Annotated in this window: 21 protein-coding genes and 3 pseudogenes; 7 read left to right on the top strand and 17 right to left on the bottom strand. The window is 65.1% G+C overall.

What is annotated here, in order from left to right; all coding sequences use genetic code 11:
• Positions 1-789 (top strand): SOS response-associated peptidase (locus AC1D1G_RS26620; protein WP_477954338.1); only part of this gene is annotated, 789 nt, incomplete at its 5' end.
• Here AC1D1G_RS26620 and AC1D1G_RS26615 read toward each other — a convergent pair.
• The 5 genes and pseudogenes from AC1D1G_RS26615 to mihF form a co-directional block, all read right to left on the bottom strand.
• A complete protein-coding gene (locus AC1D1G_RS26615; protein WP_160103088.1) occupies positions 786-2,891 on the bottom strand; it encodes an integrase in 2,106 nt (701 codons plus the stop codon). The two genes, AC1D1G_RS26620 and AC1D1G_RS26615, sit on opposite strands and share 4 nt — an antisense overlap.
• Positions 2,888-4,576 (bottom strand): hypothetical protein, encoded by a 1,689-nt coding sequence (locus tag AC1D1G_RS26610; RefSeq protein WP_160103086.1) that lies wholly within the window; start codon positions 4,574-4,576, stop codon positions 2,888-2,890. Before AC1D1G_RS26610 ends, AC1D1G_RS26615 begins: the two co-directional genes overlap by 4 nt.
• Before the next feature lie 80 nt (positions 4,577-4,656).
• Positions 4,657-6,186, bottom strand: coding sequence for a site-specific integrase (locus AC1D1G_RS26605; RefSeq protein ID WP_242324166.1), 1,530 nt, complete (start codon positions 6,184-6,186; stop codon positions 4,657-4,659).
• Between the two features lie 76 nt (positions 6,187-6,262).
• Positions 6,263-6,742 (bottom strand): annotated as a pseudogene (locus AC1D1G_RS26600) (ATP-dependent DNA ligase); the annotation flags it as partial.
• Positions 6,743-7,758: 1,016 nt separating this feature from the next.
• Entirely contained in the window at positions 7,759-8,070 is a 312-nt protein-coding gene (mihF, locus tag AC1D1G_RS26595; RefSeq protein WP_105423711.1) for an integration host factor, actinobacterial type, read from the bottom strand.
• Positions 8,071-8,247: 177 nt separating this feature from the next.
• Between mihF and AC1D1G_RS26590 the strand changes: the two genes are divergently transcribed.
• Both AC1D1G_RS26590 and AC1D1G_RS26585 read left to right on the top strand, forming a co-directional pair.
• Positions 8,248-8,547 (top strand): hypothetical protein, encoded by a 300-nt coding sequence (locus AC1D1G_RS26590; protein WP_477954335.1) that lies wholly within the window; start codon positions 8,248-8,250, stop codon positions 8,545-8,547.
• An 825-nt stretch (positions 8,548-9,372) separates the two neighbouring features.
• Positions 9,373-9,618: a helix-turn-helix transcriptional regulator gene (locus tag AC1D1G_RS26585; protein ID WP_105422118.1), complete on the top strand. Its 246-nt coding sequence runs from the start codon at positions 9,373-9,375 to the stop codon at positions 9,616-9,618.
• A gap of 529 nt (positions 9,619-10,147) precedes the next feature.
• On the opposite strand, the gene AC1D1G_RS26580 is transcribed toward AC1D1G_RS26585, so the two are convergent.
• The 6 genes and pseudogenes from AC1D1G_RS26580 to AC1D1G_RS26555 form a co-directional block, all read right to left on the bottom strand.
• Entirely contained in the window at positions 10,148-10,639 is a 492-nt protein-coding gene (locus AC1D1G_RS26580; RefSeq protein ID WP_477954333.1) for a hypothetical protein, read from the bottom strand.
• A 239-nt stretch (positions 10,640-10,878) separates the two neighbouring features.
• Positions 10,879-11,118, bottom strand: coding sequence for a hypothetical protein (locus tag AC1D1G_RS26575; protein ID WP_133987710.1), 240 nt, complete (start codon positions 11,116-11,118; stop codon positions 10,879-10,881).
• A 59-nt stretch (positions 11,119-11,177) separates the two neighbouring features.
• The gene (locus AC1D1G_RS26570; RefSeq protein ID WP_133988085.1) at positions 11,178-11,402 is read right to left on the bottom strand and encodes a hypothetical protein; all 225 of its coding nucleotides are present in this window, start codon (positions 11,400-11,402) and stop codon (positions 11,178-11,180) included.
• 526 nt (positions 11,403-11,928) lie between these two features.
• Positions 11,929-12,084: a hypothetical protein gene (locus AC1D1G_RS26565; protein ID WP_477954332.1), complete on the bottom strand. Its 156-nt coding sequence runs from the start codon at positions 12,082-12,084 to the stop codon at positions 11,929-11,931.
• A gap of 96 nt (positions 12,085-12,180) precedes the next feature.
• The gene (locus tag AC1D1G_RS26560) at positions 12,181-12,570 is read right to left on the bottom strand and encodes an RES domain-containing protein (RefSeq protein ID WP_477954330.1); all 390 of its coding nucleotides are present in this window, start codon (positions 12,568-12,570) and stop codon (positions 12,181-12,183) included.
• Positions 12,567-13,077 (bottom strand): annotated as a pseudogene (locus tag AC1D1G_RS26555) (hypothetical protein). The gene AC1D1G_RS26560 and the pseudogene AC1D1G_RS26555 overlap by 4 nt, the downstream one beginning before the upstream one ends.
• A gap of 126 nt (positions 13,078-13,203) precedes the next feature.
• On the opposite strand from AC1D1G_RS26555, the gene AC1D1G_RS26550 reads away from it, so the two are divergent.
• A complete protein-coding gene (locus AC1D1G_RS26550; RefSeq protein ID WP_477954329.1) occupies positions 13,204-13,776 on the top strand; it encodes a hypothetical protein in 573 nt (190 codons plus the stop codon).
• An 11-nt stretch (positions 13,777-13,787) separates the two neighbouring features.
• On the opposite strand, the gene AC1D1G_RS26545 is transcribed toward AC1D1G_RS26550, so the two are convergent.
• The 3 genes from AC1D1G_RS26545 to AC1D1G_RS26535 all read right to left on the bottom strand — a co-directional run bounded on the left by AC1D1G_RS26545 (position 13,788) and on the right by AC1D1G_RS26535 (position 17,510).
• Positions 13,788-14,189, bottom strand: a complete 402-nt coding sequence (locus AC1D1G_RS26545) for a DUF6262 family protein (RefSeq protein WP_061042815.1) — start codon at positions 14,187-14,189, stop codon at positions 13,788-13,790.
• 11 nt (positions 14,190-14,200) lie between these two features.
• A complete protein-coding gene (locus AC1D1G_RS26540) occupies positions 14,201-16,207 on the bottom strand; it encodes a tyrosine-type recombinase/integrase (protein ID WP_197487936.1) in 2,007 nt (668 codons plus the stop codon).
• 151 nt (positions 16,208-16,358) lie between these two features.
• The gene (locus AC1D1G_RS26535; protein ID WP_477954341.1) at positions 16,359-17,510 is read right to left on the bottom strand and encodes a tyrosine-type recombinase/integrase; all 1,152 of its coding nucleotides are present in this window, start codon (positions 17,508-17,510) and stop codon (positions 16,359-16,361) included.
• Positions 17,511-17,718: 208 nt separating this feature from the next.
• Here AC1D1G_RS26535 and AC1D1G_RS26530 point away from each other — a divergent pair.
• A pseudogene (locus AC1D1G_RS26530) lies at positions 17,719-17,994 on the top strand (HNH endonuclease family protein); the annotation flags it as partial.
• 115 nt (positions 17,995-18,109) lie between these two features.
• Here AC1D1G_RS26530 and AC1D1G_RS26525 read toward each other — a convergent pair.
• From AC1D1G_RS26525 to AC1D1G_RS26515, 3 genes are all read right to left on the bottom strand, one after another.
• The gene (locus AC1D1G_RS26525; RefSeq protein WP_477954328.1) at positions 18,110-18,652 is read right to left on the bottom strand and encodes a helicase associated domain-containing protein; all 543 of its coding nucleotides are present in this window, start codon (positions 18,650-18,652) and stop codon (positions 18,110-18,112) included.
• 436 nt (positions 18,653-19,088) lie between these two features.
• Positions 19,089-19,343 carry a hypothetical protein gene (locus AC1D1G_RS26520; protein ID WP_477954327.1) on the bottom strand — a complete coding sequence of 85 codons (255 nt, stop codon included), beginning with the start codon at positions 19,341-19,343 and terminating at the stop codon, positions 19,089-19,091.
• Between the two features lie 391 nt (positions 19,344-19,734).
• Positions 19,735-21,003 (bottom strand): DUF7373 family lipoprotein, encoded by a 1,269-nt coding sequence (locus tag AC1D1G_RS26515; protein ID WP_477954326.1) that lies wholly within the window; start codon positions 21,001-21,003, stop codon positions 19,735-19,737.
• 249 nt (positions 21,004-21,252) lie between these two features.
• Between AC1D1G_RS26515 and AC1D1G_RS26510 the strand changes: the two genes are divergently transcribed.
• Positions 21,253-23,145 carry a dynamin family protein gene (locus tag AC1D1G_RS26510; protein ID WP_477954325.1) on the top strand — a complete coding sequence of 631 codons (1,893 nt, stop codon included), beginning with the start codon at positions 21,253-21,255 and terminating at the stop codon, positions 23,143-23,145.
• Complete coding sequence (locus AC1D1G_RS26505; protein WP_477954323.1) at positions 23,142-24,569, top strand: GTPase; 1,428 nt, start codon at positions 23,142-23,144, stop codon at positions 24,567-24,569. Before AC1D1G_RS26510 ends, AC1D1G_RS26505 begins: the two co-directional genes overlap by 4 nt.
• Positions 24,570-24,586 lie beyond the last annotated feature (17 nt).

Below are 24,586 nucleotides of genomic sequence, written 5' to 3'. Positions count from 1 at the left end.
GACCCGGAGATGGCGCCGGACTACAACGTGGCGCCCACGAAGACCTCCCCGGTTGTGATCGCGCGGGTACCGAAAGACACCGACGACGAGCAACCCCAACGACAGCTCCGCAACCTCAAATGGGGCCTGACACCGTTCTGGGCCAAAGATCCGAAGATCGGCTCACGCATGATCAACGCCCGCGCCGAGACCGTGCACGAAAAGCCCGCGTACAGGCAGTGTTTCAAGTCGCGGCGCGGGATCGTCCCGGTGTCCGGGTTCTATGAGTGGTTCCCGACCGACGAGGTCGGCAAGTCCGGGAAACCCCTCAAGCAGCCGTACTACATCCACCCGGCCGAGAGCGACATTCTCCCGTTGGCCGTCATACTTCAGTGGTCGAGGTCCAGCGGTCGGCAGGGCGATCAGATTGCCGGCGTGGTCCTGATGGGTGAGTTCTGTGATTACCGCGCAGAGGGTCTTGATTTGGTCGAGATTCGTGGCCTCGCGGGCTTTGAGCTCCCTGATCTGTTCTCGAGCATCCGCCAATTGCTGTTGCAGCGCGTCTATATTCGGCGGGATCGGTCCCAGGCCAGCACTTGCCTTGAAATCTGCGACGAGGTCGGGGTGGTGTTCGTAGAGACGTTGGCGCGACACCTCGGCCTCGGTAGCGAGGGTAGAGATGGTGAATTTGCCATTGCTGCATGCAGAAGTGCCGGTCAGCAAGCGCTGGGATGCATCGCGGATGCGCTGACGCTCGGCTTTGAGCTGGGCGAGACGATCGGTGGTCGGCATGGTGCCGTTCCTGTCTAGGGGCGCGTCGACTCGTGGGCGTGAATCGCTCTGTCGTGTTCGGTCAGGCGCTCGTGGAGGCGGCGGTGTAGCGGCAGAGGCAGCACCTGCAGGTCGAGATCGGTGCGGAGCTTCGTGACATGGTTGCGCAGCTCGGTTATGTCGCGTTCGGTGTAGGCGATGTTGCTGCAGTTCAGTCGGCAACGCGCCCAGACCGGGCCGTTCTCGTCGTTGGTGGGGGCTTGGCAGGCTGCGGTTTCCGGACGCCAGACGCAGGTGAGCAGTGCTCCGTGATGAATTTGGAGGTCCGGGTTGGACAGTGCGGTGTTCGCCTGTGCTGCGCTGGTGAGGGTGACACCGTTGAACCGTTGTCCCTCCCTGACTCGGTGCCGGTAGGTGTCGGCGGCGGGGCCGGAGACGTGTTCGCGTCGGGTGAGGCGCTGGTGGTCGTCGTGCAGTTGCTCTGTCCGCAGTAAGAATTGCTCGAAGGTGATCTCGTCGAGGAATCCGGCGTCGGCTTGCCCGGCGTAGCCGTGAGTCATTCGGGTAAATAGGTGGCCGTATTGGTTGGCGCCGGCGATGGTGCCGCCGGGGCGGCGGACGATGTGCCAGGCGAGGGTGCGGCGCAGCCTCACCCCAGTGATTGGTCCGTGCTCGTCTTCACCGATGGTGGGGTGATCGACGGTATCTGCGATGGTGGTGTTGAACCAGGTAATGAAGGCGTGGACGTCGTCGGCGAGGCTGTTTTTGGTTCGGGTGCGCGGTGATCGCAACCAGTTGGCGGTTCCGAAGTGCCCGAACGGAAACAGCGTCGCACTGGGAGCGAGGTCTTCGAGAATCGCAATCGCCTGGGCGCCCTGAGCATTGATGACCCAGGGAATCGTCGCGGGTGAGCGTTCGGCTCTCTGTGGGGTGGTCTTGAGTTGGTGGCCGGACAGGAAGATCAGATCGAGCTTCGGGTCGCGGGTGACGCAGCCGCGCCGGAGGTTGAGCACTTCTCCGACCCGCATCCCGGATAGGTAGGCGATGACGATGAAGCAGGCGGTGGTGATGTGTCGGATCAGTGGGCGCAGTTCGGATGTTTCCACTGGGCCGTCGTGCCATGCTCGGTCCCCGACCTTCGTGAATTTCGTAACCCGTAGCAGGTCACGAACGACGGGCAGGCCGCTGTTGGTGATGGCGGCGGCGCAGGGATCTAGTTTGAGCTGTGCGACATGCGGCAACTGGCCGGCGTGAACCAGCCCGGCGAGATCGACAACTGTGCGCCTGCCGTCACGACGGCCTGGCAGGGGGTGACCGGCCGCGGCGAAGGCGTGCAGTACGCGGGCGAGCTGCTCTTCGGCCGCGTTCCAGCGGGTGGTGTTCCAGTGGCTGTATGGCCTTGGGTCCGCGGCCACGGACACGGCCAGAGCGCGCATGGTGATCATCTGACGGGCGGCGGGCAGGACGTCGGCGGCGATTGTTTCGGTCACCAGCAGTGCCGCCGACAGCAACTTTCCCATGACGTCGGGGTGGATGCGTGGGGTGCGGTTGCCGAGGCGCCGCGGATCCGGGTCGCCTGCCAGTTCCGCCGCGCTGGCACCGCCCCATAGGACGGCGATGGGCATTCGAGCGAACGCGGGCAGATAGTCCCGGTAGAGGTGGAGGCGTTGGACGGCCAGCAGTAACTTGCGCTGACGGGGTGTGGAGTCGGGTTGTTCCCGAACATGGCTGTAGTAGCGATCCAGATCGATCTCGGTGGCGTCGGCCAAGGATGTGATGCCGCGGTCGGCGAGCCAACGGAGGAATACCCGCAGGTGCGACAGATCGGCCCAGATCGACGGAATCGACAGCACGTCCGCACGTGACCCGGCCACGCGGGGTGCGTGCTCGGTGACGTTGACCAGCGCGAAGACATAGAGTTTGCAGGCGAACAGCAGTGGCTGGGGATAGGTGTCCCAGTGGATCGCCTGGTTGGCGCGGTGTCGGTCGGGCAAGGCGGGGAACAGGTCCCAGACCGGATCAGCGAAGCGCGACAGCATCGCCGTGGCGTCGTGTAGTCGGCGGCGCTGCAGCACTGTCGTCGTCGAGGTGATGGGCAGGCCGTCGATGCGGAATTCATCGTCATGGAATGGGCTGGTCATATGGGATCGAGGTCTCCTGTCAACAAGCGGGCCGCCGTGCGGCGGTGCAGGTCGGTGATCTGGTCGCGGGCTTGCGTGCGCTGTGCGGGTTCGAACTCGGCGATGATTTCTTCCAATTGCGCTACCCTGCCGGCGAACTCGGTGACCCACCGCAGCGCCGACACGTGGTCCCTCTGTCTTTGCAGCTCATCGAGGACGGCGAGCTGGAACGGAAGATGCCGCGGGAACGCGCGGGCGTTGGAACAGTCGAGGCAGGTCAGGAAGGTTTGCCGACAGGTCGCTCCGCCGTCGTGTGGTGAATGGTCGAAATCGGTGCAGGCTCCGATCACGGTGTCGTGGTCGGATCCCAGCGACGCCAACGCCTCGACGTGCATCCTTCGCCGCTTCCGTGCATCGGCAACCTGCTCATCGAGCGCCTCCCGGATTAGCTGATAGCCCTCCTCGGTGACCGTGTCCATGTTCCGCAGATAGCGGCCGAGGGTGGCAGGTGTGTGAGCCACCGGGCGCCGATGCCGCTCGAGGTGGGTCTTGCGTAGCCGGTTCAAGGAGAACCCCAGGAGAACGTCATCGCGCTCCGGGTCGCCGGTCAGAGCCTCAGCGAACCAGCTCTTACGGTGTTCGCCTCGGACCTTGGGCGTTGTGGCGGTCAAGGTCTGCGTTGCTCGGACGTAGAAGGTGAAAGCCTTTTCGCTGCCCACCATGTGACGTGCCGACTCCGTCAAGTCCAACAACGACATGAATACGCCATACGGTGTGGTCAACGACGTCTCGCGCACGTGCTGTGGTCGCCGATCGTGGTCGGGTGGATGCAACTCGGTGCGCAGGTCTGTCAACGCAATCGTCATGGCAGCGCGGGGACCACGCCGATGTTTGATCGCATCGACGAAGACGACTCCGGGTTCGTGTGGGGCGGTCGCCAGAATCCGCGGGACCGGCAGTTCGAAGACCGTCGATGGGTTCAAGCCGGTCAGTCCTACCAGTAGCGCACCGAACGCCCACGCCTCGCCGGTCGACAAGTGCAGCAGCGATCTGAGCGGGCGACCGGTCACCAGGCTGGCGATTCTGACCGACTGCGTCGGAAACCCATTGCTCGTCGCATGGGGAAAGTCGCCGGTGCGCAGATAGTGGTCCAACACCTCACCCAAGCATCGCTCCGGGTCCCTGGTGTCACGGTCGTCCAGCTTCCCGGCCCGGAAGTCCGCGACGAGCTGTCGATGAGCGACTATCCGCTCCCGAGCCCGACGAATCACCGTCCGCATGGCGGTGCTGATCCATCTCCATTCCTGCTCGGTATAGGGCTGGTGGCCGCCACCTTTAGTCCCGACGTTCTTATGCCGGGCGATCTCGCGGAGAACCTCCTCCTTCACGGCGGGGCAGCAACTGAGCAGCGTTCGCAGTTCCGACATGGGATGATGACCCGCAGGTGTCCGCAACGCGTGCAGCAACATTCGGGCATCAGCGACGGTGAGCTCGCCGAGCTCGGACATGGTCGGACGGTTCTCGGCCACCCATTTGTTCGTCCTGCGCGCCACCGCCCACATGCGTTCTGCCGATTGCAGCCGCCGCCAACGCCCCAGCGGCCCGGTGACCTCGCTGAATGCCGACGCGAGTTCCTCTCGGACGCTCGGATGGCCGGGTAGGACGCCGAAATCGAAAGCCTTCCGCTGGCCGCCATCGTCGCTCACGAATTCCAGGACGAGGCCAGGACTTCGCTGGGGTGGTTGCCAACCCTGGGGCGGTAATGCGGCCGGGCGTCCTTTGCCGCTCACGAGGTGGCCCCCGTCAGCACCCGCGGCTCTCCGAGCGCCAGGACATCGACCAACTTCTCCAGCGCGTGCCGGTCATCGGCATCCATCAACCCGATCAGCTGCTCGACCTCCAGTGCCTTGAACGGTTCGAGATACACCTCCCGGGTGACCTCGGCACTACTGTGTCCCAACAGGGTCGCCATCAGATACCACACATCCCCGAGCTGGTTACGGAAGTCGCGCTGCTCCTTTGTCGTCAGCACGTTGGTCCGATGCCAGGCAACGAAGGTCGCAATGCAGTACCAGCGCAACGCGAAAGAATGCCGCAGCATATGCGGTCGACACCACAATCGGGCCTGCCCATTCACGGTGCCCATCGCCCGCGCAACCCGGGTATTGGCGCGATCGAACGTCTTGTACCAGGCCTTCTTCGGTCGCGGCGTACCGTCGTCGTTCAACCACAACCACACCGGTTCCAGGCCGCCGTCGCCCTCCCGAAACAGCCTCATCCGAAGCCGGGGGCCCATCGCGTCGAGATGGACATCACGCAGGCGCCCTAAATCGTCGACCACCTCGATCACGCCGCCCCGGCGAACCTGCCGCAGCAACCAGCGGCCTTGCACATGCTCGTATCGGCCGGCGACCTGCGCGCGTGCGATCGCCGCGGCTCGGCTGCCGTCGTCGATGTAGTAGCGGACCAACTGTGCAACTCTCCGACGCATCCAGAACCGTCGCCCCACAGCTCCTTTCGCGCACGCCGCCGACAGCTGACCCCGAAATAGCCCAGCGCCATGCGACGCCGGTATCTCGATGGTCAGCTGGCTGGACCACTCGCCCATCCGCAGCCCGGTGCCGAACAGGCCCTCTGCGAATGCGGTATCGCGGTCCTCGGTTCGACCTTGCCAGGTATCGGCCGGTAGCCCGTCCATGGTGAATCCACGGAGGCCGAGATTGCGCCATAAACGGAACGCCTCGGGGGTCATCCACTTCACATCCGCCCGGCGAACCGCCGAAGGTGTGCCCTCCAGCACTTCCTTCGCTGTTACGCCATCGAGACCACGATCGATAAGGCGGACACGGACAGGGTTATCCACCGGTCGATGGTGAGCAGCCCACTCGTAGAACCGCCGGATAGCCGCCCTATCGACGTGAAATGCGCTGGGCGAGATCGCATCGGGGTTCTCCTCTGCCGACAGACGCCACTGCTTGAACATCGCCAGCTCATCACGCGCCGCCGTGTCCCACCGTGCGCCGACCGCATGAAGGAAATCCAGCCACACCTTCAGCGAGTACGCGTATCGGCGCACAGTATCGATCTTCAACCCCATCGCACCCGGCCTCGGTGCCCTCCAGTACGCATTGACCAGCGGATCTGCGCGGCCCCAAGGGTCGATGAAGAACGGAGTGCCGTCGACCGCCCCGTTCCGCCTCGCCCGCGTCAGTACGTCGTCAACGCCGGAAACCAAACTTTCGACAGACGCCCACCTGCGCTGGAAATCATAGAAATTCAGCGTCCAACCCTGCTGTGCAGCCAATCCAGAGTCCACGTCCAGCCCCTCCATCTCATGACCAATTGAGCAATGATCAACCACGAGTCCGACAGGTGTCGGAAGGGAGAGTGAACTCCCAATGCGGCAAAATCTGCACGGGGCCGCCGGACCCGTGCAGATCGTGACCGAGGTCGGTGAGAGCGGCGCGGCGCTCCAGGTACGAGGCCGCCATCAGATTTCCACCGTCGAGCCGGAGAACGTCGAACGGAAGGTAGGTGACCGGCACCTGCCGCCGCACGGCGGTCGACGGGCGCAGGGTCGTCATCCGCTTCTGCAACCGCGCGAACGACGGCCGACCCTGGACAAGGGCCACGACCTCGCCGTCGAGCACGATGCGCCCGCGACCGCCGAACACGTCGGTCAACGCCTCGGCCACCTCCGGGTACGAGGAGGTGACCACGTTGAGGTTGCGGGTCCACAACACCGGTGGCTCATCGCCGCCGACCGCAACCAAGAGACGGCAACCGTCGTACTTCATTTCCGCCGCCCAGGCACCGTCCATTTGCTCCGGTGGTTCACCCGGGGTAGCCAACATCGGCGCGATCAGCCGCATGGGCCGATTGTGCGCCCATTTGCGCAGCTCGGGAGACCCTTACGGTTCCGGTATGCGGAAGACCAGCCGATTCGTCAAGCGTATGTTCACGCTGCTCACGTGACGCTGAACCACCAGTACGCGATCTGTGCCAGACCGTTGGCGATCGCATAGAAGGCGGGCTGCGCCCACTCGGGAATGCCCCAAACACTCAGGTCGTCCACGGCGTCCTCCACACGTTGAAGTTGGCCCCGACAACTACGTATCGCACGCGGTTACGGGGGATCGGAATCACGTCAACACCTCCGGGGTTAGTTGAATGGAAGCGACTGCCACCACCTCCCTGCCGCAACCAGTGCGTCGACAACAGGCGTGAGCCAGGGGTACCAGAACAAGAGATCCATGGTGTGCTCCTTGGTCCTCAGTTGAATGGAAGCGAGTCCCACCACATAGCTACTGCCACCCAGGCATCGGTGAACTGAGGGAAGGAAGAAAAAAATCCCAGATCTAACATGGCGAACTCCTTGGTCGGAAACGGGCTCAGTTGAATGGAAGCGCACCTCCTGCGCTGTGTATCGACGGCCGGAGGCGGATCGGTACAGCTAGGTCCGGGTGTTCAATACGGCCCGCGAGCGCGCTAAGACTGTCAGGGCCCTGACGAGGTGGCGGTGTACCACCTGGCTGATCAGCTCATCCGGGAACAGGCCCAGCAACCGCTGAGATGACCCCACACGCAGCGGATCGGCCCTGGAAGTGTCCGAAGGGTCCGCCCGTACCGATCAGGTTCGTTAGGCGTGCCCGAGTAGGTGCCGGAGACAGCAGGTCGGCATTCGGCTCGTGCGATCTGCCGCTAGATGCAAAGAGCAACAGGCCGCCACACACCAATCTGCGGGACCCCGCAGATCAGGACCGGGAACGAGTCACCGGTCTGGGCAGTGAGTGGCGACCTGTTGCTCGTCGCGATCGTCACAGTAGATCGTCCCACCGACAAAATGCGTCGAAACACAAGCGTCGGCGGCCGACCACCGCAAGCAAAGTCAGGCGATGATGCCCAGAAGCGCGTGACGCTGATTCGTCCCGAGACCGCCGATCCTCCGGGTCTCAGCGATCGACAGCTCCTCGAGGATCTGCGCCGCCTTCACCGGACCGACACCGGGAAGCGCCTTCACCAGAGCCGAGACCTTGGTCTTCTTCGCAACCTCGTCGGTTTCCGCCTTCGCGAGCACATCGGAGACCGTGAGCTCACCGGACTTGACCGCGGCGAGAAGCTCCCCGCGTGCCTTCCGGGCCACAGCGGCCTTCTCCAATGCTTCAGCGCGCTGCTCGGGCGTCAGAACGGGCAATGCCATCAATGGACTCCTTACTGCTCTGACCGGCCCAGACGGCCGGCCCCGGATAGGGATCGCGCCCTTCACGTAGGCGCGGAGGTAGGGCGACGCCAGCGGTCGGCGCTTCCCTCGCCGACCGCTGACGGCGTGATCAAGGGTAACACTAGAGTCGAATGTGTGTTCGAACGATGGAGAGCCGTGTACGACCCGAAACCGTGGCGGGAAGTGCGCCCACCGCGGCCCGTGACCATCGACGTCTCTGCCGCAATCGCTCACCACGGCGGCCGCGCCGCGAACGACCTTCCCCTTCGAGTCCGTGCAGAGGGGCTCGACCTCGACGTCCAAGTCCCAGGGTTGCTCCATGCCTGGGCACGCACCTCCCGCGGAGAATGGCTCGCATCGTGCACCTTCACCATCCCCACCGGCAACAAATTGGGAAGTCTCGAGGTCACCCACTGGTGCCCCGCAGCGGCCGTCACCGCCGCCGACCAGGACTGACCCATCCACTGCATTCCTACCGCCCGGCGGTGGAAATCGCGTGAGGTACCCGTGACCCGATGCGCTGCACTCGGATCCAGTGAAACGCCGGCGACCTGTTCCTCATCGCGGCCAGCCGCGGACTGCAGGGGATGAATGACCGTCTCCACCACTCGCTGGACATCGTGTGCGCAACCCAGATATGCCGCGCTGGTCGAAGTAACAGTCGAAGCAACAGCGGCAGGGGCTGGTCACTCGGATCCGAAATCAAACGCCTCCTGGCTCGACTCGACATCGACGGCAGCGCAGCCAGATATGGCAGGAACGATTCACTCGATGATCCCGACTGGCGTTCGTCGCGCTTGGCGTCGAGTCCGCAGCCACGCGGAGGTGCAGCCGGGCGTACTTGGGGCGCGAGATGCCTGCCATCTCCTCGTCCGGGAGATCGGGCAACCTCGGGAAGCGTGCTGTCCCGGATCCGCCTGACCCCGCGACGTAATCGTCCCGGGCGGTCATTAGACTGATGGGCGTTCTGGTGAACATCCCCCCAATTTTGTTTCCAGAACACCCCCTGTGGCCCGGCGTCACCCCCCCGATGCCGGGCCACACCCCGCGGTAGCGACGACGAAAACATCGGTCCCACGAGTGGGATCCGGTGGTATGGACCGATACCGGTCCCCGGACGCGTGCGTGGGCATTACAGCATGCCGTTGTAGGGTCATTCCGAGGAAAGTTCCGCACCGCCTGGCGTCGTATCGCAGTCGGTCTGCCGGGTCGACCGCCGGGCTGCAACCGGACTACTCGCCGCATCGTCGACGGGCGATGAACAGGAAGGGCTCTCGCTAGATGGCCAACCCACATCGACTGACCACCGATCAGGTCGTCGACCTGATCAAGGAGGAAACCGGTACCGAGCTGTCGGTCTCGACGTTCCGCGGGTACGTCTCCCGAGGGCAAGCACCGGCGCCGGTGGAGAAGATCGGCCGCACCCCGCTGTGGAAGCGCTCGGAAATCGTCGAGTGGGCGAACAACAGGCCGGGCCAGGGCGCGCGCACCGACATCCGCAAACCACGCCGGCGCCGCGCCGAGTGAGCACCTTCCCTTCCTGTGACGTCGAAGACCTGGAGGCCGGTCCGCAGGAGTTCGCCCACACCTAAAGGGCCTGGCCGCACGACGCCAGCGGAGCCTTGCGCGGGGGGAGTGGTGGTGTGCACAAGCGGAGGCGGCACATGCTCTACACGCATCCGGCGCGAGAGATGGCATTGCTGCCGCACGTGTAGGTCGAGAGTACTTCCGCGGCTTCATGGGTCGGCCGCAGGTCGTGGGCGCCCGAAGGGGCGCTACGGCGGCGGCGCTCGAATTACATCACGGTGACGAAAGTGCGAGAGTAGCGCATACGTTGGGGATCGTCTGGTGAAAGCCTGCTAGCGATTGTTGAGGAATTCCGCAATGGATCGGCGGCGGCCGCTCGCAACATGGTGCTGTGCACGGGCTGATCGTCGACACTTCACGAAATGCAATCCTAGCTAGCATAGCTAGCAAATTTGGCCGGGTAGGTTCCGATAACCAAGAATCGTCACCAGCTGCTGAACATTCGCTCGTCGAGCGCGCTCGGACACCGTCATCGACGGGCATCGGACCCGAAGGTGGTGGGGAAGGGGCTGGGACCGAGCGTGAGGGTGACTGACGTGGGGTGGAGTCCGACCTGTGGCCAGCTGGTGGTGACGGTCAGTGATCCGGTGGTCGGGTAGGTGCCGATCCAGTACTGCGGCGTGGTTCGGTACGGCCCGGATTCCTCCGGGCCGGAGTCGGGGACCGGGTGGAACGGATCGGCGAGCCCGCCCAGGTCGTCGGCGAGGATGCGAACGGCCAGATAGGACCACTGCGCCGACCAGTCGTGGGGGTCGGTCAGGGGGCGGGTTTCGTAACGCGAGAAGTCGGCGCGGATTCCCGTGACGGATAGCGTGAACCGCAGCAGAAGCCCGGACGCGAACGCAGTCGCGGCGGACAGTTCGAGGGTGAGGTCGTTCGCGGCCACGATCGGCATGCCCGCGTGCACGGTGATCCCTCCGGTGGTGGGCGGCGCGAGGGCCGGCCAACGATGGCGGCGCATGCTTCATCGTCGCATCACTCGGCCTCGCGGTGTCTGTGAATTTCCTGAGAGTCCCTCCCCGCGAGAACGATTCGAGAAAGAGACCTACAGCCCGGTAACTGAGAGCAGGGTGCCGACCCCTGTGCTGTCGCCGAAGAGGTCGTGTCTGCTCCGGGTCTACAGAGCACGACGAACGCAGGATGCGGGGTGACACCGCGCATTACCGGAACACATGCCGGCGGTCGGGGCAGCAGGCAGTGTCAGAGGGCGGCGGTGATCAGGCCGGCAACGCCGGCGACCGCGACGAGCGCGAGAAGGGCCAGCGGGAAGGATCCGAGGACGGTGCACACGAGGGTGGTCAGCAGCGCCAGGCCGATGGTCACGGCGATACCCGCTTCCCAGGACTCGAGGAGCGCAGCGTCGGACGCCGTGGGGTCGTCGCGACCGGTATCGAGGGCGGTATGTGTGGTGGGCAGACGTGGGCCGGGGGCGACGGTCACGAGTGGTGCGAATCCTTCCAAAAAGTCGAGGACAGCAGGCGTATGCGATGGTGCGCGGGTCACAGGTACTCCAGCACCGGAAAGAGTGCGATCGCGGACACCGTGATCCCCGCGACTCCGGCGACGACTCCGAGCAACGCCCGCAGTGATGCGGATTCATCGTCCGCTACGCCGGGCCGGGACGTGGCGAAAGCGCCGCACACCACGGCGCTCACGCCCAGGACGAACCCGAGTCCGACCACCCAGAACGACGCAATGGACAACGCTCCCAGGGCGATCGACACGGAGGGCAACCGCGATCCACCGCGCGGCGCTCGCCGGCGTGCGTGCACGGAGGGACACCCGTCACTGGTGACACCTGAGGGGCGCGAGGTAGCGGCGGTCATGATCCTCCTCCAGTGCGTCGGGTGGCCCGGTCATCGGTGACGCGAAGCCGGAAGTGCCAATCAATGACCTTCCAGTCACTGCTCCAACCCGGTAGCAAGTGCACTGCACCTGTAACCGGCGATTGTGACTGAGCCCAGCGGCTTCTCGCTGGTCGTGTCACCGAGTGTGACGAATTTAGCACTCTCCATGGCAGAGTGCTAATGGTTTGTCCAGTAGGCATAGGCGAGCACCGGGCCGGGAACAGGTCGCCGAGGTTCGGATCATCGGGGCGCATCGTCATACTCGGTTGGACCCGAGCACCAGAAAGCCGGTTCCAGCCTTGTAGAGATTGTCCAGCAGACTGCTGGACAATCTCGAACATTCCCTGCCCCACTCTCCTTCTCTAGCGGCTCGGGGTGCCTCGGTTAGCCAAGGATGGTTGCGTCACAGTGAATGTGGGGCGAGGAGAACGGTGACGCCGGTTTCCTGTTGGAGTTCCTGAATCAGGTCGCCGCGCTCGGTAAGGGGGTTGGTCGCGAGGGGCGAGTAGGCGGGTGATTGTGCCCCCTCGGCGAGGCCGGTGCCAGCGGTATCGAACAAGGCGAGGCACGCGTGGGTGTGGGCGAGGTCGTGCCGTGCCCAGTACCGGATGCCGTCGAACCCTGCTGCGTGGAGGGGCGGATGCCCACATCTGAGTCAGTTGGAAGTTCCCGGTCGTGAAGATCTCGGCGGTGACCCGAACTGGGCGGCCGTGTTCGAGGTCAGGTCCGCCAGTGTCCGGTCGGTGGTCACCTGCATGCGGGAGACCGCGCGGGCGGTGAGTTCGGTACTCGGGATCACTCGCATACCACCCCAGGTTTCGAGGAGGGTGATCTGCTCGGATTCGGCGGTGTAGCAGGTGCCCTGGGTGTCGGCGAGGTCGAACCTGCCGTACCCGGCGTTGGCGAACCGCAAGGGCCCGTGTTCGGCGCCGTGGCACCGGAACACCTCCGTCCCGGCCGGGCAGCGCCAAGACGGGAACCGGTCGCGCAGGTGTTCTGGTGGTGGGGGTGCGAGCAGGTGCAGAGCCGTGCGGGGTGAACTCACGCGGCGAGCCGTCCGCTAGCCGCACGAGCAAGATCGACCACTGAGGGCCCGTCCCCGTCGAGCAGCGCCTGCCGGGGCGTCTGCCGCCGAGCTCGGGTTGTTCGGTCATCATCCAGGACGCGGCCATCCACCCGGTACCGTCGGCGTCCGCCCACACCCGCAGGACATCCTTGACCCCGAGGATGGGGCGGGCCGGAGCGGCACCGTCGAACCCCGTCCGCGACGGAGTATCCGGCGGAGCCGTCCTCGGCCTACGAGGCGCAGGACCCGATGTTCACGTACCGCCTGGCTCAGGGCCTGCTTCGTCCAGCCGGTCACCTCGAGGACCTGCTGGTGGGTGAGGATCGCCACGATGTGGTTTTCCCAGGCGCGGCGGGCCTTCAGTGCGGAGAGCGCACCGCGGATCCCGTTCTCGACATACGCGGCGTCGCCTGGATTCAGCTCCGCCTGGCCGAGACCGCTGGCGGCGAGCTCGACGGCCACAATGTCCCGCAATGGTGTGCTCACGCCCTCGACGGGCTTCGTATCACTCCGTCATCGGGTCCGCCTCAGTCGGAGGCGCTCACGCAGTTGTCGGAGGCACCCGCAATACTGCAATCACAACAGCCCCACAGGTAACAGGAGAACAGACACATGCGTCATCGCCCCCGGGCCGCTTTCCTCGCTCTCGCTGCGATATCCGTCCTCGGTCTGTCGGGGTGCTCGGCGATCGCCGATGCGGATCCGGGAACCGGTTCGCTCGGTGGCGCGCCAGCTGCACCGCCGGTGTTCGATCCGGCGCCGGCGTTGGCGAAGCTCGACACGCTGGCGGTCAAGGGGCGCGCCCCCAAGACCGGATACACGCGGGAGCAGTTCGGCCCGTCGTGGTCCGACGACAACAGCGTCGAGGGCGGCCACAACGGCTGCGACACCCGCAACGACATCCTCCGCCGCGACCTGGTCGACCTGACCTACAAAGCCAGTACGCGGGACTGTGTGGTGGCGACCGGCACCCTGCACGACACCTACACCGGCACCACGATCGCGTTCGTTCGCGGCCAGGACACCTCCACGGCGGTGCAGATCGACCACGTCGTATCCGTCACTTCGACGATATATCCCCGAATAAGCCCAGGTCATAGTGTCATCGACATGCCGATGACGCCGGAACCGGTCGTAGGTAAGCGCGGCATCGAGGCATTGCCCTGGCCGATGGGGGCCGTATGACCGCCGTGTAGTTAGAGCGGTCTGAGCTGGGCTATTTCGCGGCGGAGTGTGAGATTCTCGCCGTGGGCGGCGGCGAGGGCTTGGCGGAGCGCCAGCACTTCTGCGTGGTGGCGGCTGCGGATTTCCTTCAGCTGGGTGGCCAGTGCGCGGACTGCGGAGGATGTGGTCGGTTGCTCGTCGGGTGCTGCGTCGGGGCCCGTGCTGCGGTGACCGGTCGAGGTGCGAAGGTCTTCGATCTTTCGGCGGAGGTCGCTGTGCTTGTAGAGGAAGTCGGTCGAGAGATGGGCCCTGCGGGCGACACTCACGAAGGTGATTTGCTGGCCCGCGGCGGAGAGCTCGCGGAGTGCGTCGGTGGCGCGTGCCATGGCCTGGTCGTGTCGGAGGCGCGCAGCTCGCTGGAGGTGTTCGGACATGTCGACTCCTATCAGGCGGTCTGGTCTCGGACTCCGGCGCCGCGGATTCCGTGTTGGTCGGCGGTGTCGGTGATCGCGAGCAGGATCTGGTTGAGTGAGGTGACCTCGTCGGTGCGGCCTTGTAGCCAGACGTTGTCCTCGCTCATCTGCGTTCCGTAGCGGGCCGCAAATGTCTCCTTGCGGATCTCGATGAGCCGCTGGGTTTCCTCGAGTTGCCGGGAGAGTTCGGCGGCGTGGGTGGCATCAGTGACGAACTTCGGGCAGGTCAAGCACGCGTTTCCCTTGTCGCAGGATTGCCTCGGTGGGAGGGTGCACCAACCGTTCGGCAGAACGCGATCGGCCCGGCTGTCGAGCTTGAGGAAGTCGTAGAGATCCGAGGTGTCGATCCCCGGGGTTCGGCCGTCGCTGGTGACCTTCTTGTAGCGCAGGAATTCACGCTCCTGGGTTTCCGACAGCGTCACCGCATAATGCATGGTCATTTCCGGGCTGACGTGTCCGAAGTATCTCATCACCACGTGCAATGGAACGCCCGCGTTGAGCAGGTTGGTGGCGGCCGTGTGTCGGAAGCGGTGTGTCTTACTGATCATTACCGGGTGTCCGGCACTGTCGGTGATCGCCAAGCGATCCGCGAGTGCGGCCAGGTGCGTATGCAACGTGGGCATCGGGTAGGACGCGGTGCCGTTGCGGTTCTGAATACGTCTCAGGAAAAGGTATCTGGGGGTCTGATCTGGTCTGCCGACTCGCGCCATGTGCTCTCGGGCGACCTGTTGTTGAGCCCTGATGACGGTGACGATTTCGGCGTCGACCGGGATCGAGGCGGGGTGTGCGGATTCGATCTTCGTCTGTTGGTAGCGCAGGCGGGCCACGAAGTCTGCGCTGTCGACCGTGTCGGGAGGCGACTTCGATGTCCTCTGGAGTGGGATCAAGGGGTCAAAGTCCATCATGAGGATCTCGTTGACTCGGCGTCCGGTGCGAATGAGGAGCATCAATATGTGAAAGGCCTGAATGTCACCGAGGCCACCCTCGGTGCGTGGCTTCGCGAGCAGTTCGGCGCCGGCGGCGATTCTGGTGACCACCGCGTCTTCGAGGACCATGTCATCGTCGTGTCGCTTGTTGGTCAGGCGTGGTTTGTCTTCGGGCCGGAACAACACGCAGTGCTCGGGGCGCAGCAGCCGCCATTCGGGTTGGCCCAGCGTGTGGGACGCTTCGTCGCGATGGTCAAACATCCATTGGTAGAACTGCTCGATTGCGGTCATGATGTTTCGGCGCGGATTCTTGCCCAGGAGCTGGTTCTTGTTCTTTCCGGTGGTGACGGTGTGCGTGCGTAGCATCTCGCAGAATCCCCGCACGAACGGCCGGAAAGCGGAGGGGTCGCTGGTCAGGGTGGGGCCGGCGTCGCCGACCGTGTCGAGATGGCGTTGAAGCCATTTGAGTGCGTCGAGACGCGATTTGATCGTGCTCCAGCTGTAGCGGCCGTTCTCGAGGTTCTCCGAGAGCCATAGTTTGGCTCCCTCACGGAGCCAGTCACTGCTCAGTCGACTGAAGTTGGCGCTGTGGTGACTCATCGGTTCGTGTTCACGCTGGGGAACGCGGGGGTCGAGTTGTGGATTCCACAGGTTCAGCTGCCACCACGGTCCCTGATGGTAGGGGTAGACGAGAATGTCCTGCAGGCGACGCAAACGGTGGAGAGCCTTGCTGTCGTTGCTGGTCCCGCGCTGCAGGCCGCGCAACTGCGCCCGCTGCGCCTCTCTCAGCCACTGTTCGGGGGTGAGGTGCAGCAATGACTCCGCTGACCGGGCAGTCTTCCCGCCATAGCCAGTAGCGGCGCGCAGGATTCCTGTGGTGGCGTTGAAGTGCGTCGGGTGGATAATTCTGCCCAATTCCACCTCCCGGTGGATCAGCCAGGCCAGCTCCCAGGTCATCGGTTCCGGCAGCGAGCGAAAGTTCAGGGCTACCGACGTCCATGGTCCTCCTCCCACACTGCGCTCGGCGACCGCGGGGGCGTAGATGTCGGGCATGTTCTTCTTGTCGAAATGATCGCTGCGGCATGGCTCGGGCAGTGAATCCCACAGCTGCCGTGCCCGAAGGGGGTCGAACATCTCCGAGACAGGCAGCCGCAGGTCGCGGCCTTCGAGACGTTTAGGTTCTGGCCTGGGCTCGCGTCTTGGGCTACGGGACATCGGTTTTCGTCTCCCATCCCGATACGACGTCGCGCCAGTTCGCCAGCGCTTCCAGCTCAGCGTCCTCGGTGACGTGCCCATACCTGTTGATCGTGGTTTGCACGTCTCGGTGCCCAAGGCGCCTGCTGACCACATGCAGAGGTGTTCCCGCGAGCAGCAGTGCGGTGGCGTGGGAATGACGGAACCAATGCGGCGTCATCGCCTCCGGTAGCTGCGGCACCTTCCGTTTCATCGCCCGCAGGTGCGCATACACACTTTCGCCGCGCAGCGGTGCGTAGAGCGGTTCGCGTCGGGTGTTGCAAAAGATGTATCCACTGTCCCAGTCGTCGATTACACCGTCTGCGCCGTGCTCGCAGAGCCACCACACGAAATCGCCGTAGAGGCGGTCGAGGCGGCTGCCGACGAAGACCTTGCGGTAGCCGGATTTCGGTATCAGTCCGTGGGGGTGTGGTCGTGGCACGATGGCAACCGATGCCGTGTCTCCACGGCTGGTGTTCCAGTCTCGATGCTGAAGTGAGAGTGCTTCACCGATTCGCATGCCGGTCTCGGCCAGCAAGGTCCAGAGAAATCGGTACCGCAGATCTCCTGACCAGTCGCCGGTCGGCGCGCAAGATGCCTCGGCTGCGATCAGGGCATCGATGGAGTCCGGCTCCAGCAGTGGAGTCTGCCGGTTTCGGAGTCTCACGCGGATAGCTGTCCGTCGCTGAGCATTTCGACGAGCAATATGTTCGAGAATCGGCATATACCTAGCCGGTCGTGATCGCACGTGCTCGTAGAGGAACGATGCGGCATCGACGCCGAACGCGGCATGGTATCGGTAGAAGCTCATCACCGGTCGTATGCGGATCGCCACGGTCGCTTCTGTGACAGTCGCTTCCGGATGAAGTTGCCGGACGAACGGGTCGAACTGGCCGGTGCGCACGGCCATCAGGAAATGGCCGAAGTCGCTGAGCTGGACCGTATCCCACTGCCGATCGGACTTCTCCAGGTAGGACCACCAGAGCGCTAGACCACGCGCGTACGTTTTGATGGTGTTTGGAGAGAACTCCGATTGACGAGCGAATTCCAGATACTGCTCGATCGGTTCGACGAGTGTGTGGGAATCGGACACCACCGTCCACGTCGTCTCTCCACCGGTCATCACACGTTGAGTGGACGCCATCTGGTCTCCTTCGACGTGACCACGCTAACGCGCTCAACGCCTCGGTCTCGGGATTGCCGTCCGGTGTGTCAGCGATGTCGTCGGCATCGCATGCCAATGTCCGATACGCGTACCAGTGACGAGGATGGCCAATGAACTACACCCATGTCGATGATGTGAACGGCACAACACTCCTAGTACCGGATACCACGTCGTCGCATTATCGGATGCGTGGCAGAAGGGCGCCCAGCAACTGAGCCCGGAGCAGCGCCGCGACCTGGCCAACGACCCCCGGAACCTGCAGGCCGTCGACGGGCCCACGAATTCGAAGAAGTCCGATTCCGACGCCGCATCCTGGTTGCCGCCGAACAAGGCATACCGGTGCACCTACGTCTCGCGGCAGATCGACGTCAAAGCGCTCTACCGGCTGTGGGTGACCCAGGCCGAGAAGGACGCGATGAGTCAGGTCCTGCACTCCTGCTAACGACACCCACCCCTGGGTTCGGCCGCGGGGGCAGTGGTGGCCACCATCGCTGCCCCCGACGTAGGAGAGCACTCGTTCATCTGCGGGAATGGATGTGCAGCCAGCGGATTCGCGCTCAGCTCCGTGCTTGAGCCGAAAGCCGCCGGTCGCGGCGATGGACTCCCGCACCGGTGTGCTGTGCCGACGTTCGCGGCCCCCGCGGCCGTGGACCGGGGGAGACCCCGAGAGCGGCGAGCGGACGACGCTCCTCGTCGGGCAATGCGCCGGCCCGCCATTTTTTGACCGCCCGATACAGCCACTGACCTACCTGTTCGCCGTCGGCGGTGACGTAGTTCGCGGGCACCAGCGCGTTGCCATGCTCTTCGCGGTACGCAGCGATTTCGGTGAGCATTCGCCGCTGCTTGCTGTCGGCACGTGACACAGCCGGAACTGGGACATCGTCGTCGTCGCTCCACAGGAACCCGATCGCATCGAGTTGCGCGATGCGTTGGGGCGGCAAGGTGCCGAGCATGCGGGCAACTCGCTGGCGCTCTTGCCAACGCCCCAGTCGGAAGCCGTCTTCGGTGACGTAGTCGGCCGGGATCGCAGTGCGAGGATGTTGACGCCGAAAAATGCGGTAGAGCTGCAGAGGAGAGGCCGCGGACTGGGTGGCGCGCATTGATATCGCATCCTTCCGAAAACCCTCGCACGTCTTCGAATTTGTCATTATTCCAAGTATGTCAATCGGTTTGACGATTCTGCAAGAAAGCAGGACTATCCAACAGAACGTAAGGGGATGCGCTGCTGGAACAGATCCCTACGGCCGATGGCCGGTGATGTCTTGTTCCTCGAAAAAACTGCAGGGTGATCAGTGCGATCGCTGGGGTGATCACCAGGTTGCATCCCGTGTTGTCCACGATTGCGAGGCCAGACCCGTGGCCACGGCCGACAATTCCTACTGCCAATAAGCTCAGCCATGGCGGGGCAGTGCATCGGCAAGAAGTCGGCTCGCACCTATGTGCAGTCGTGCGACGACCTCAACCTAGGCATTCCCACGATTTCGCTCAGACGACGGACATGCCCACCATCGGGAATCCTGGTGGCGGGCTGTCACATCAGCGGGATGCCTGAAGCCACCACTCGGTGGCGCTGGATTCGATTTCGAGAGCGTGGGCGGGCCAGTCGGGATCGGCGATCAACGTGTGGATTTTTCGTGCCATTTCCGGTGTGTTGCCGTCGATGTCGAGTCTGGTGAGGAGTCGGGCGATCCGAGTCTGTGTGGCTGGCCACCTGCCGCCCGTTGTTTCGACCAGCGCCGCCACCAGGGTTGCGCACTCATGGTCGCTCAGCGGTGGCGGTGTGCGTGTCATGCCTCGTAATCCGCGGCTGCCGTCGGTGAGCCACCGGTCACTGGCTTCTTGCTGGATCCGGTTCCAGTACAACGGGCCACGACTGCTGAGGTATGAGCGCACTGTCCGACGGTAGCAAGGGATGTCGGCAGATCGGTCCTGGTCGGCGGGCGGTGACGGGCACGTGCGGGGCATCGGGGTGAGGCGCCGCTCCTGCAGCGTCCGGACCTGCACGGGGTCAGATCGCGGTCAGTGGGTGTCCTTGGACGGCGATCGGCATCCGGAGGTCTCCACCGCGGATCTTGACGCCCGTTTCGCGACGCCCGTCGGATGAGTGTGGCTGTGGNNNGGCCTCGCCATTGTCGGCGAGGCCACAGCCACAGGGTGCGGTGTCAGCTGTATCCAGCGTTGGTTATTCGGCGTTCTGGTCAGCGTGCTCGAGGATCAGGTACTGAGCGGAGATCTGCTGATCGACGTCCTTCTTGTTGTCGGTGCCGCTGGCTTCGCCGACGTAACGCCCGTTGGCGACCATGCAGTAGTCCTGGGTGCCGTTGACGGTGTCCTTGGTGGCGCATTTCGCGTCGGGCAGGCCCTGCGGGGTGGGGGCTGCGGTGAAGCCTTCGGCGAGAAGGTCGTTGTAGAACTCGGTGAGGATCGTCTCGGCGCCGGCATCGTCTTCGGCCCGGTAGACGGTGGTCTTGTAGACGGCGTTGTGGTCGGATCCGGCGGCGGTGAGGATCTTGTAGGTCAGCGGCGGGTTGGTGGAGCGGTGTGCCATCCCGCGGGGCCCGTAGGCGGYCATGTCGTCGCCGAGTTGGGCTTGGGCGTCTTCTTCGGGGAGGGCGTAGATCAGGACCTTGTCCTGGTCGATCATGGGCAGCTGCGCGGTCTGTCCACCGTTCTGGGCGCGGGTCGGGGTGGCCGGGAACTGGTCGATCAGCGGTTCTTGCAGTTGGAGGGACTTCGCGACGGCCTTCGCGGTCCAGTCCTTGTCGGCGGCGGGGGCTTTCGCCCAGGTGTAGAGCAGGTAGTCCCCGTGGGGGGTGAACGCGTTGACCGAGACCTCGGGTCCGGCATCGAAGTTCGTCTGTCCGGTCGAGACCAGGGTGTTGGGCAGGATGTCGATGTTTTCGGCGGTATCGAGGCCGGTGCCGTCGTCGACGGTGAGCAGGTTCTGGTGGATTTCGCGGGCGGTCGCGGCGGCGTCCTCGGGGTTGTTGAACCGCATCACGGCTTGGACGACGGACCGGGACGGATCGGTCGTCTTCGTGGTGGGGGTGGCGGCGGTCGAGACGTAGCCGTAGAGCATCTGGTGGTTGTGGGCGATGTCCCCGGCGGCGTCGCTGAGGACGACACCGAGGTTCTTGCCGCTGCGCATCACCATCGTGGGCATCTTCACCGAGGTCAGTTCCGGGTCGATCTCGAAGGGAACGACGGTGAACTCGGCGAGCCGCTGCCCGTCGACGTCGAGGATGGTTTCCTGGGTGGCCCGCCCGAACTCGGGGGCCGGACTGGTCGGGTAGCTGCCGGTGTCGAGGGCGGCTGGATCGACACTCGCGGTCGCAGTTTGGTCTCCGCCGGATTTACCGGTGGGTTCGGCGGTGGTGTCGGCGTTGCTGCAGCCGGCCAACAGCACTGCGGTGGCGAGCACGGCCGCCGGCATCCACGTGGTTGTCCTCATCGTCTTGTTTATCCCTTCCCTGTCTCACCCCGCGAGTGTCGGCGTCGCCGGGCGGGAGCGTGTGGTCTTGGTAGTTGGAGGCCGCGACCGCCTGGAAGGTTCCCACACCCTTCCGGTGGCCTTCGTCACACCCACCCGCCGTGGGGGGAGGTGGCCGGTTGGCGATGCAGGCCCAGGCCCGGTCACGCTAGGGTTCGACGGCGCCCACACCCGGGCGCACACAGATCGACGACGGGAAGGGGAGAGGGCGTGGAATCCGCAGCCCAAGCCGGGCAACCGGCCACCGTTGCCTCCCCAGCCGCCGAGACGCCGCCGCGGGAGCGCGCCGAGGTGCTGCTTTCGTCGATCACCGACAAGATCCTGCGCCCGTTCGGGTACGACGCGATCAGCGACCTCGCCGAACAGCGCGCCCAAAGCAGGGAACAGACCCGCTCGGTGGTCGTGGTCGGCGAGGTCAAGCGGGGAAAGAGCTCCTTGGTCAATGCGCTGGTCGGCTGGCGCGGCGCCTCCCCCGTGGGGGTGGACGTGACGACATCGACGACGATCAGCTTCGGGGAGGCCACCGCCGAGCAACCCGGCGGCACGGCGCAGATCCTGTTCCCGGACCGAACCGAGCAAATCCCGCACGCCGAGCTGGCGGACTGGGTCTCGTGCGAGGGCGCCCATGTCACCGACAGCCGGATCGAGGAGTTGCCGACCCGGGCGATCGTCCCGGTGGCCGGCAGCCGGCTCGGTGACGTCACCGTGATCGACACCCCCGGGGTGGGCGGATTGGACCCGTCCTACGCGGTCCTGGCGGAAGCGTCCGCGTCGCAGGCATGCGTGTTGGTGATCGTGTGCGATGCCACCACCCCGCTGACGGCGCCGGAGATGGCGTTCATCGACAAGACAGGGTCCGCGGTGGAATCACTGATCGTGGTGGTCACCAAGACCGACAAGAACATCCGCCGCTGGCGTCCGATCGTCGACGAAGACCGCGAACTCTTGGTCCGGCACCTGGGCCGGCAGATTCCGGTGGTCGGAGTATCGAGTCTGCGTGCGGTGATCGCCGCCGAGATGGCACCCGGCCCGCAGCGCGACCACGCCGAGGCACGGTCCGGGATCGTCGAGCTGCGCACCCTGATCGACTCGAAACTCGCCATCGCCGAACATCTCCCGGCGATCACCGGTCTGCGGACCGCGGTCGAGGGGCTGCGTACGTTGGCGACGGATCTGCGCACCCAAATCGCGGCGATCACCCGCAGCGGCGAGGTCATCCCGGATCTGACCGCACAGCTAGCCGAATTGCAGGGCCTCAAGGACCACTCGACGCAGTGGGAGCAGTACCTGCAACGGGACCTGACGTTGATCCGCCAGCACGCCACCGACGACCTCGACCGCCGCCTCGACGACATCCGGCAGAAGTGGACCACCCGAATCAACAAGAACGGGATGGCGGTGCTGCGCCGGAACCCGCAACATTTCACCGCGGAAATGGAGCGCGATTTCCAGGCCGCGATGGCGGGGTCGGTCAACCTGTTCCTCGAGCAGCTCTACACCCAGATCGTGCAACCGAGATTCGCCTCGGAGGTCATCTGGCACGAAATCTCCGAGCAGGTCCTCGCGACGTTGTCGAACCGCACCCTCGAAACCCACCAGGTCGCCGGCAAACGGCAGGGGCTGCTCGATCCGTCGATGATCACCATGGGAGTGATGGGCTCGTCGATGCTCGGCGGTCTGATCGGGGTCTCGGCGATGATGGGCGTCGGGGCAGTCGTCGGCGTCGCCTGGGTGGGATTCAATCTCGGTTTCAAGGCGATGCGGACCGGGAAGACGAACCTGCTGGGCTGGCTGCGGGAGACGATCGCGACCACGAAGACCACCACCTCCCGGATGCTCGAATCCACCCTGGCGCTTGCCCGCCCGGAAATCGTCATCCGCTACCGCGAACACGTGAAAGCCTCGATCGCAACCCTGCAGGCGCAGATCAAAGACGCCGAGGACACCGCCCGGGCCGACAAGGCCACCCGGGAGAAAAAGCTGACCCGCCTACAGAACAACCTGCGGGTGGTCGAAAACAACATCACCCGCGCCGAATCCCTGATCGCCGAACTGTCCACGCACACCACACCCTCGGCCGACGCGGGCGATGATCCCCGGTGACGGCCACCCCCACCGCACCGGCCTGGGATCCGGTGCGCGCCGGCCTGGACCGGGCGCTGCACGCACTCGCCGGCCTGGCCCCCGATCTGGCCGCGCACGCCAACCGGATCGGCCAGATCCTCTGGTCCCCGCCACGGATCGTGATCGTCGGCCGACTCAAGGCCGGCAAGTCGACACTGGTCAACGCCCTGATCGGGGCGCCGGTCGCCGAAACCGCCGCCCTCGAGGCCACCAGCATCGTCGCCGTCTACCAGGACGGCGCCCCCTCCCGCGCCCAGGTGGTCCTACTCGACGGCTCCCGCCGCCCGCTGCACCTGTCCCGCGGCCACACCGCCGACCTGGGGGTCGACCCGGAACAGGTTGCCTACCTGCACCGGTGGCTACCCTCGGCGGCGATCCGCGACTTCACCCTGGTCGACACCCCCGGTCTGGCCACGCTGACCGCCGAGAACGAGGCCCGCACCCGCCGGGTACTCATCGACGGGTTCGAGCAGACCCGCACCGCCTCCGTCGACGCCGACGCCGCGGTGTTCCTCTTCGACTCCGCGCCCCGCGCCGACGAGATCTCCTTCCTCAAACAACTCGGATTCACCCCGCTGAACACCCTCGGCGTCCTCTCCCGCGCCGACGGATTCGGGGAAGGCGCACTGGGGCAGCGCAATCCGCTCGAGCACGCGATCGCCCACGCCCGGGTCCTGGCGGATCGGCTCGCCGACACCGTCATGACGGTGATGCCGATCGCCGGGCTGCTCGCCGAAACCTCCCACACCGGGGCCCTCACCGAGGCCGATGCCCGCGCGCTGGCGTCGCTGACCGGGTACGGGCCGCTCGAGGTGCTCGACCTCCTCGACACCGATACCCCCACCGTGGTGCCCGAGGCGGTGCGCGATCGGCTCCTCGATCTGGTCGGCGAATACGGAATCGTCCATGGCCGCGACGTCGCCGCCCGCGGGGCCGCCACCCTGAACGAGTGGTTGACCGCGCACTCGGGGATCCCACAGCTGCGGGGAGTGCTCTCGCAGCATCTGGGCCGGTTCGCCGCCGTGCACCGGGCCAGCCGGATCATCCGCGAACTCGACCAACTCGCTTTCACCCACCCCGCCCGGGACCAGATCCGCGGCGTCGTGGACCACCTGCGCCGCGACCCCGCCCTGCACACGGTGGTGCTGTTCGAACACCTCAGGTCCATGCTCGAGGCCGATCCCCGTTCCCCGGTCACCACCGAACTGCGAAGGCTCCTCGAACATCACACCCCGGCCGGACAGCTCGGGCTCCCGGACAGCGCGGGCCCGGACCAGGTGCGGGCAACGGCGCAGCAGAAGCTGAGCTGGGCGCACACGCAGGCGCTGTCGACGATGACCGCGGCCGAGGACGCCGCCCTGATCGTGCTGGCGCACACCTACGGCACCCTCGCGGCCATCTGACCCGAACCTCCAGACGG

It is taken from the genome of Rhodococcus sp. P3_B8, assembly GCF_056402775.1.
The sequence above is the reverse complement of the archived record's forward strand: the minus strand, read 5'-3'. Positions and strand labels throughout refer to the sequence as shown.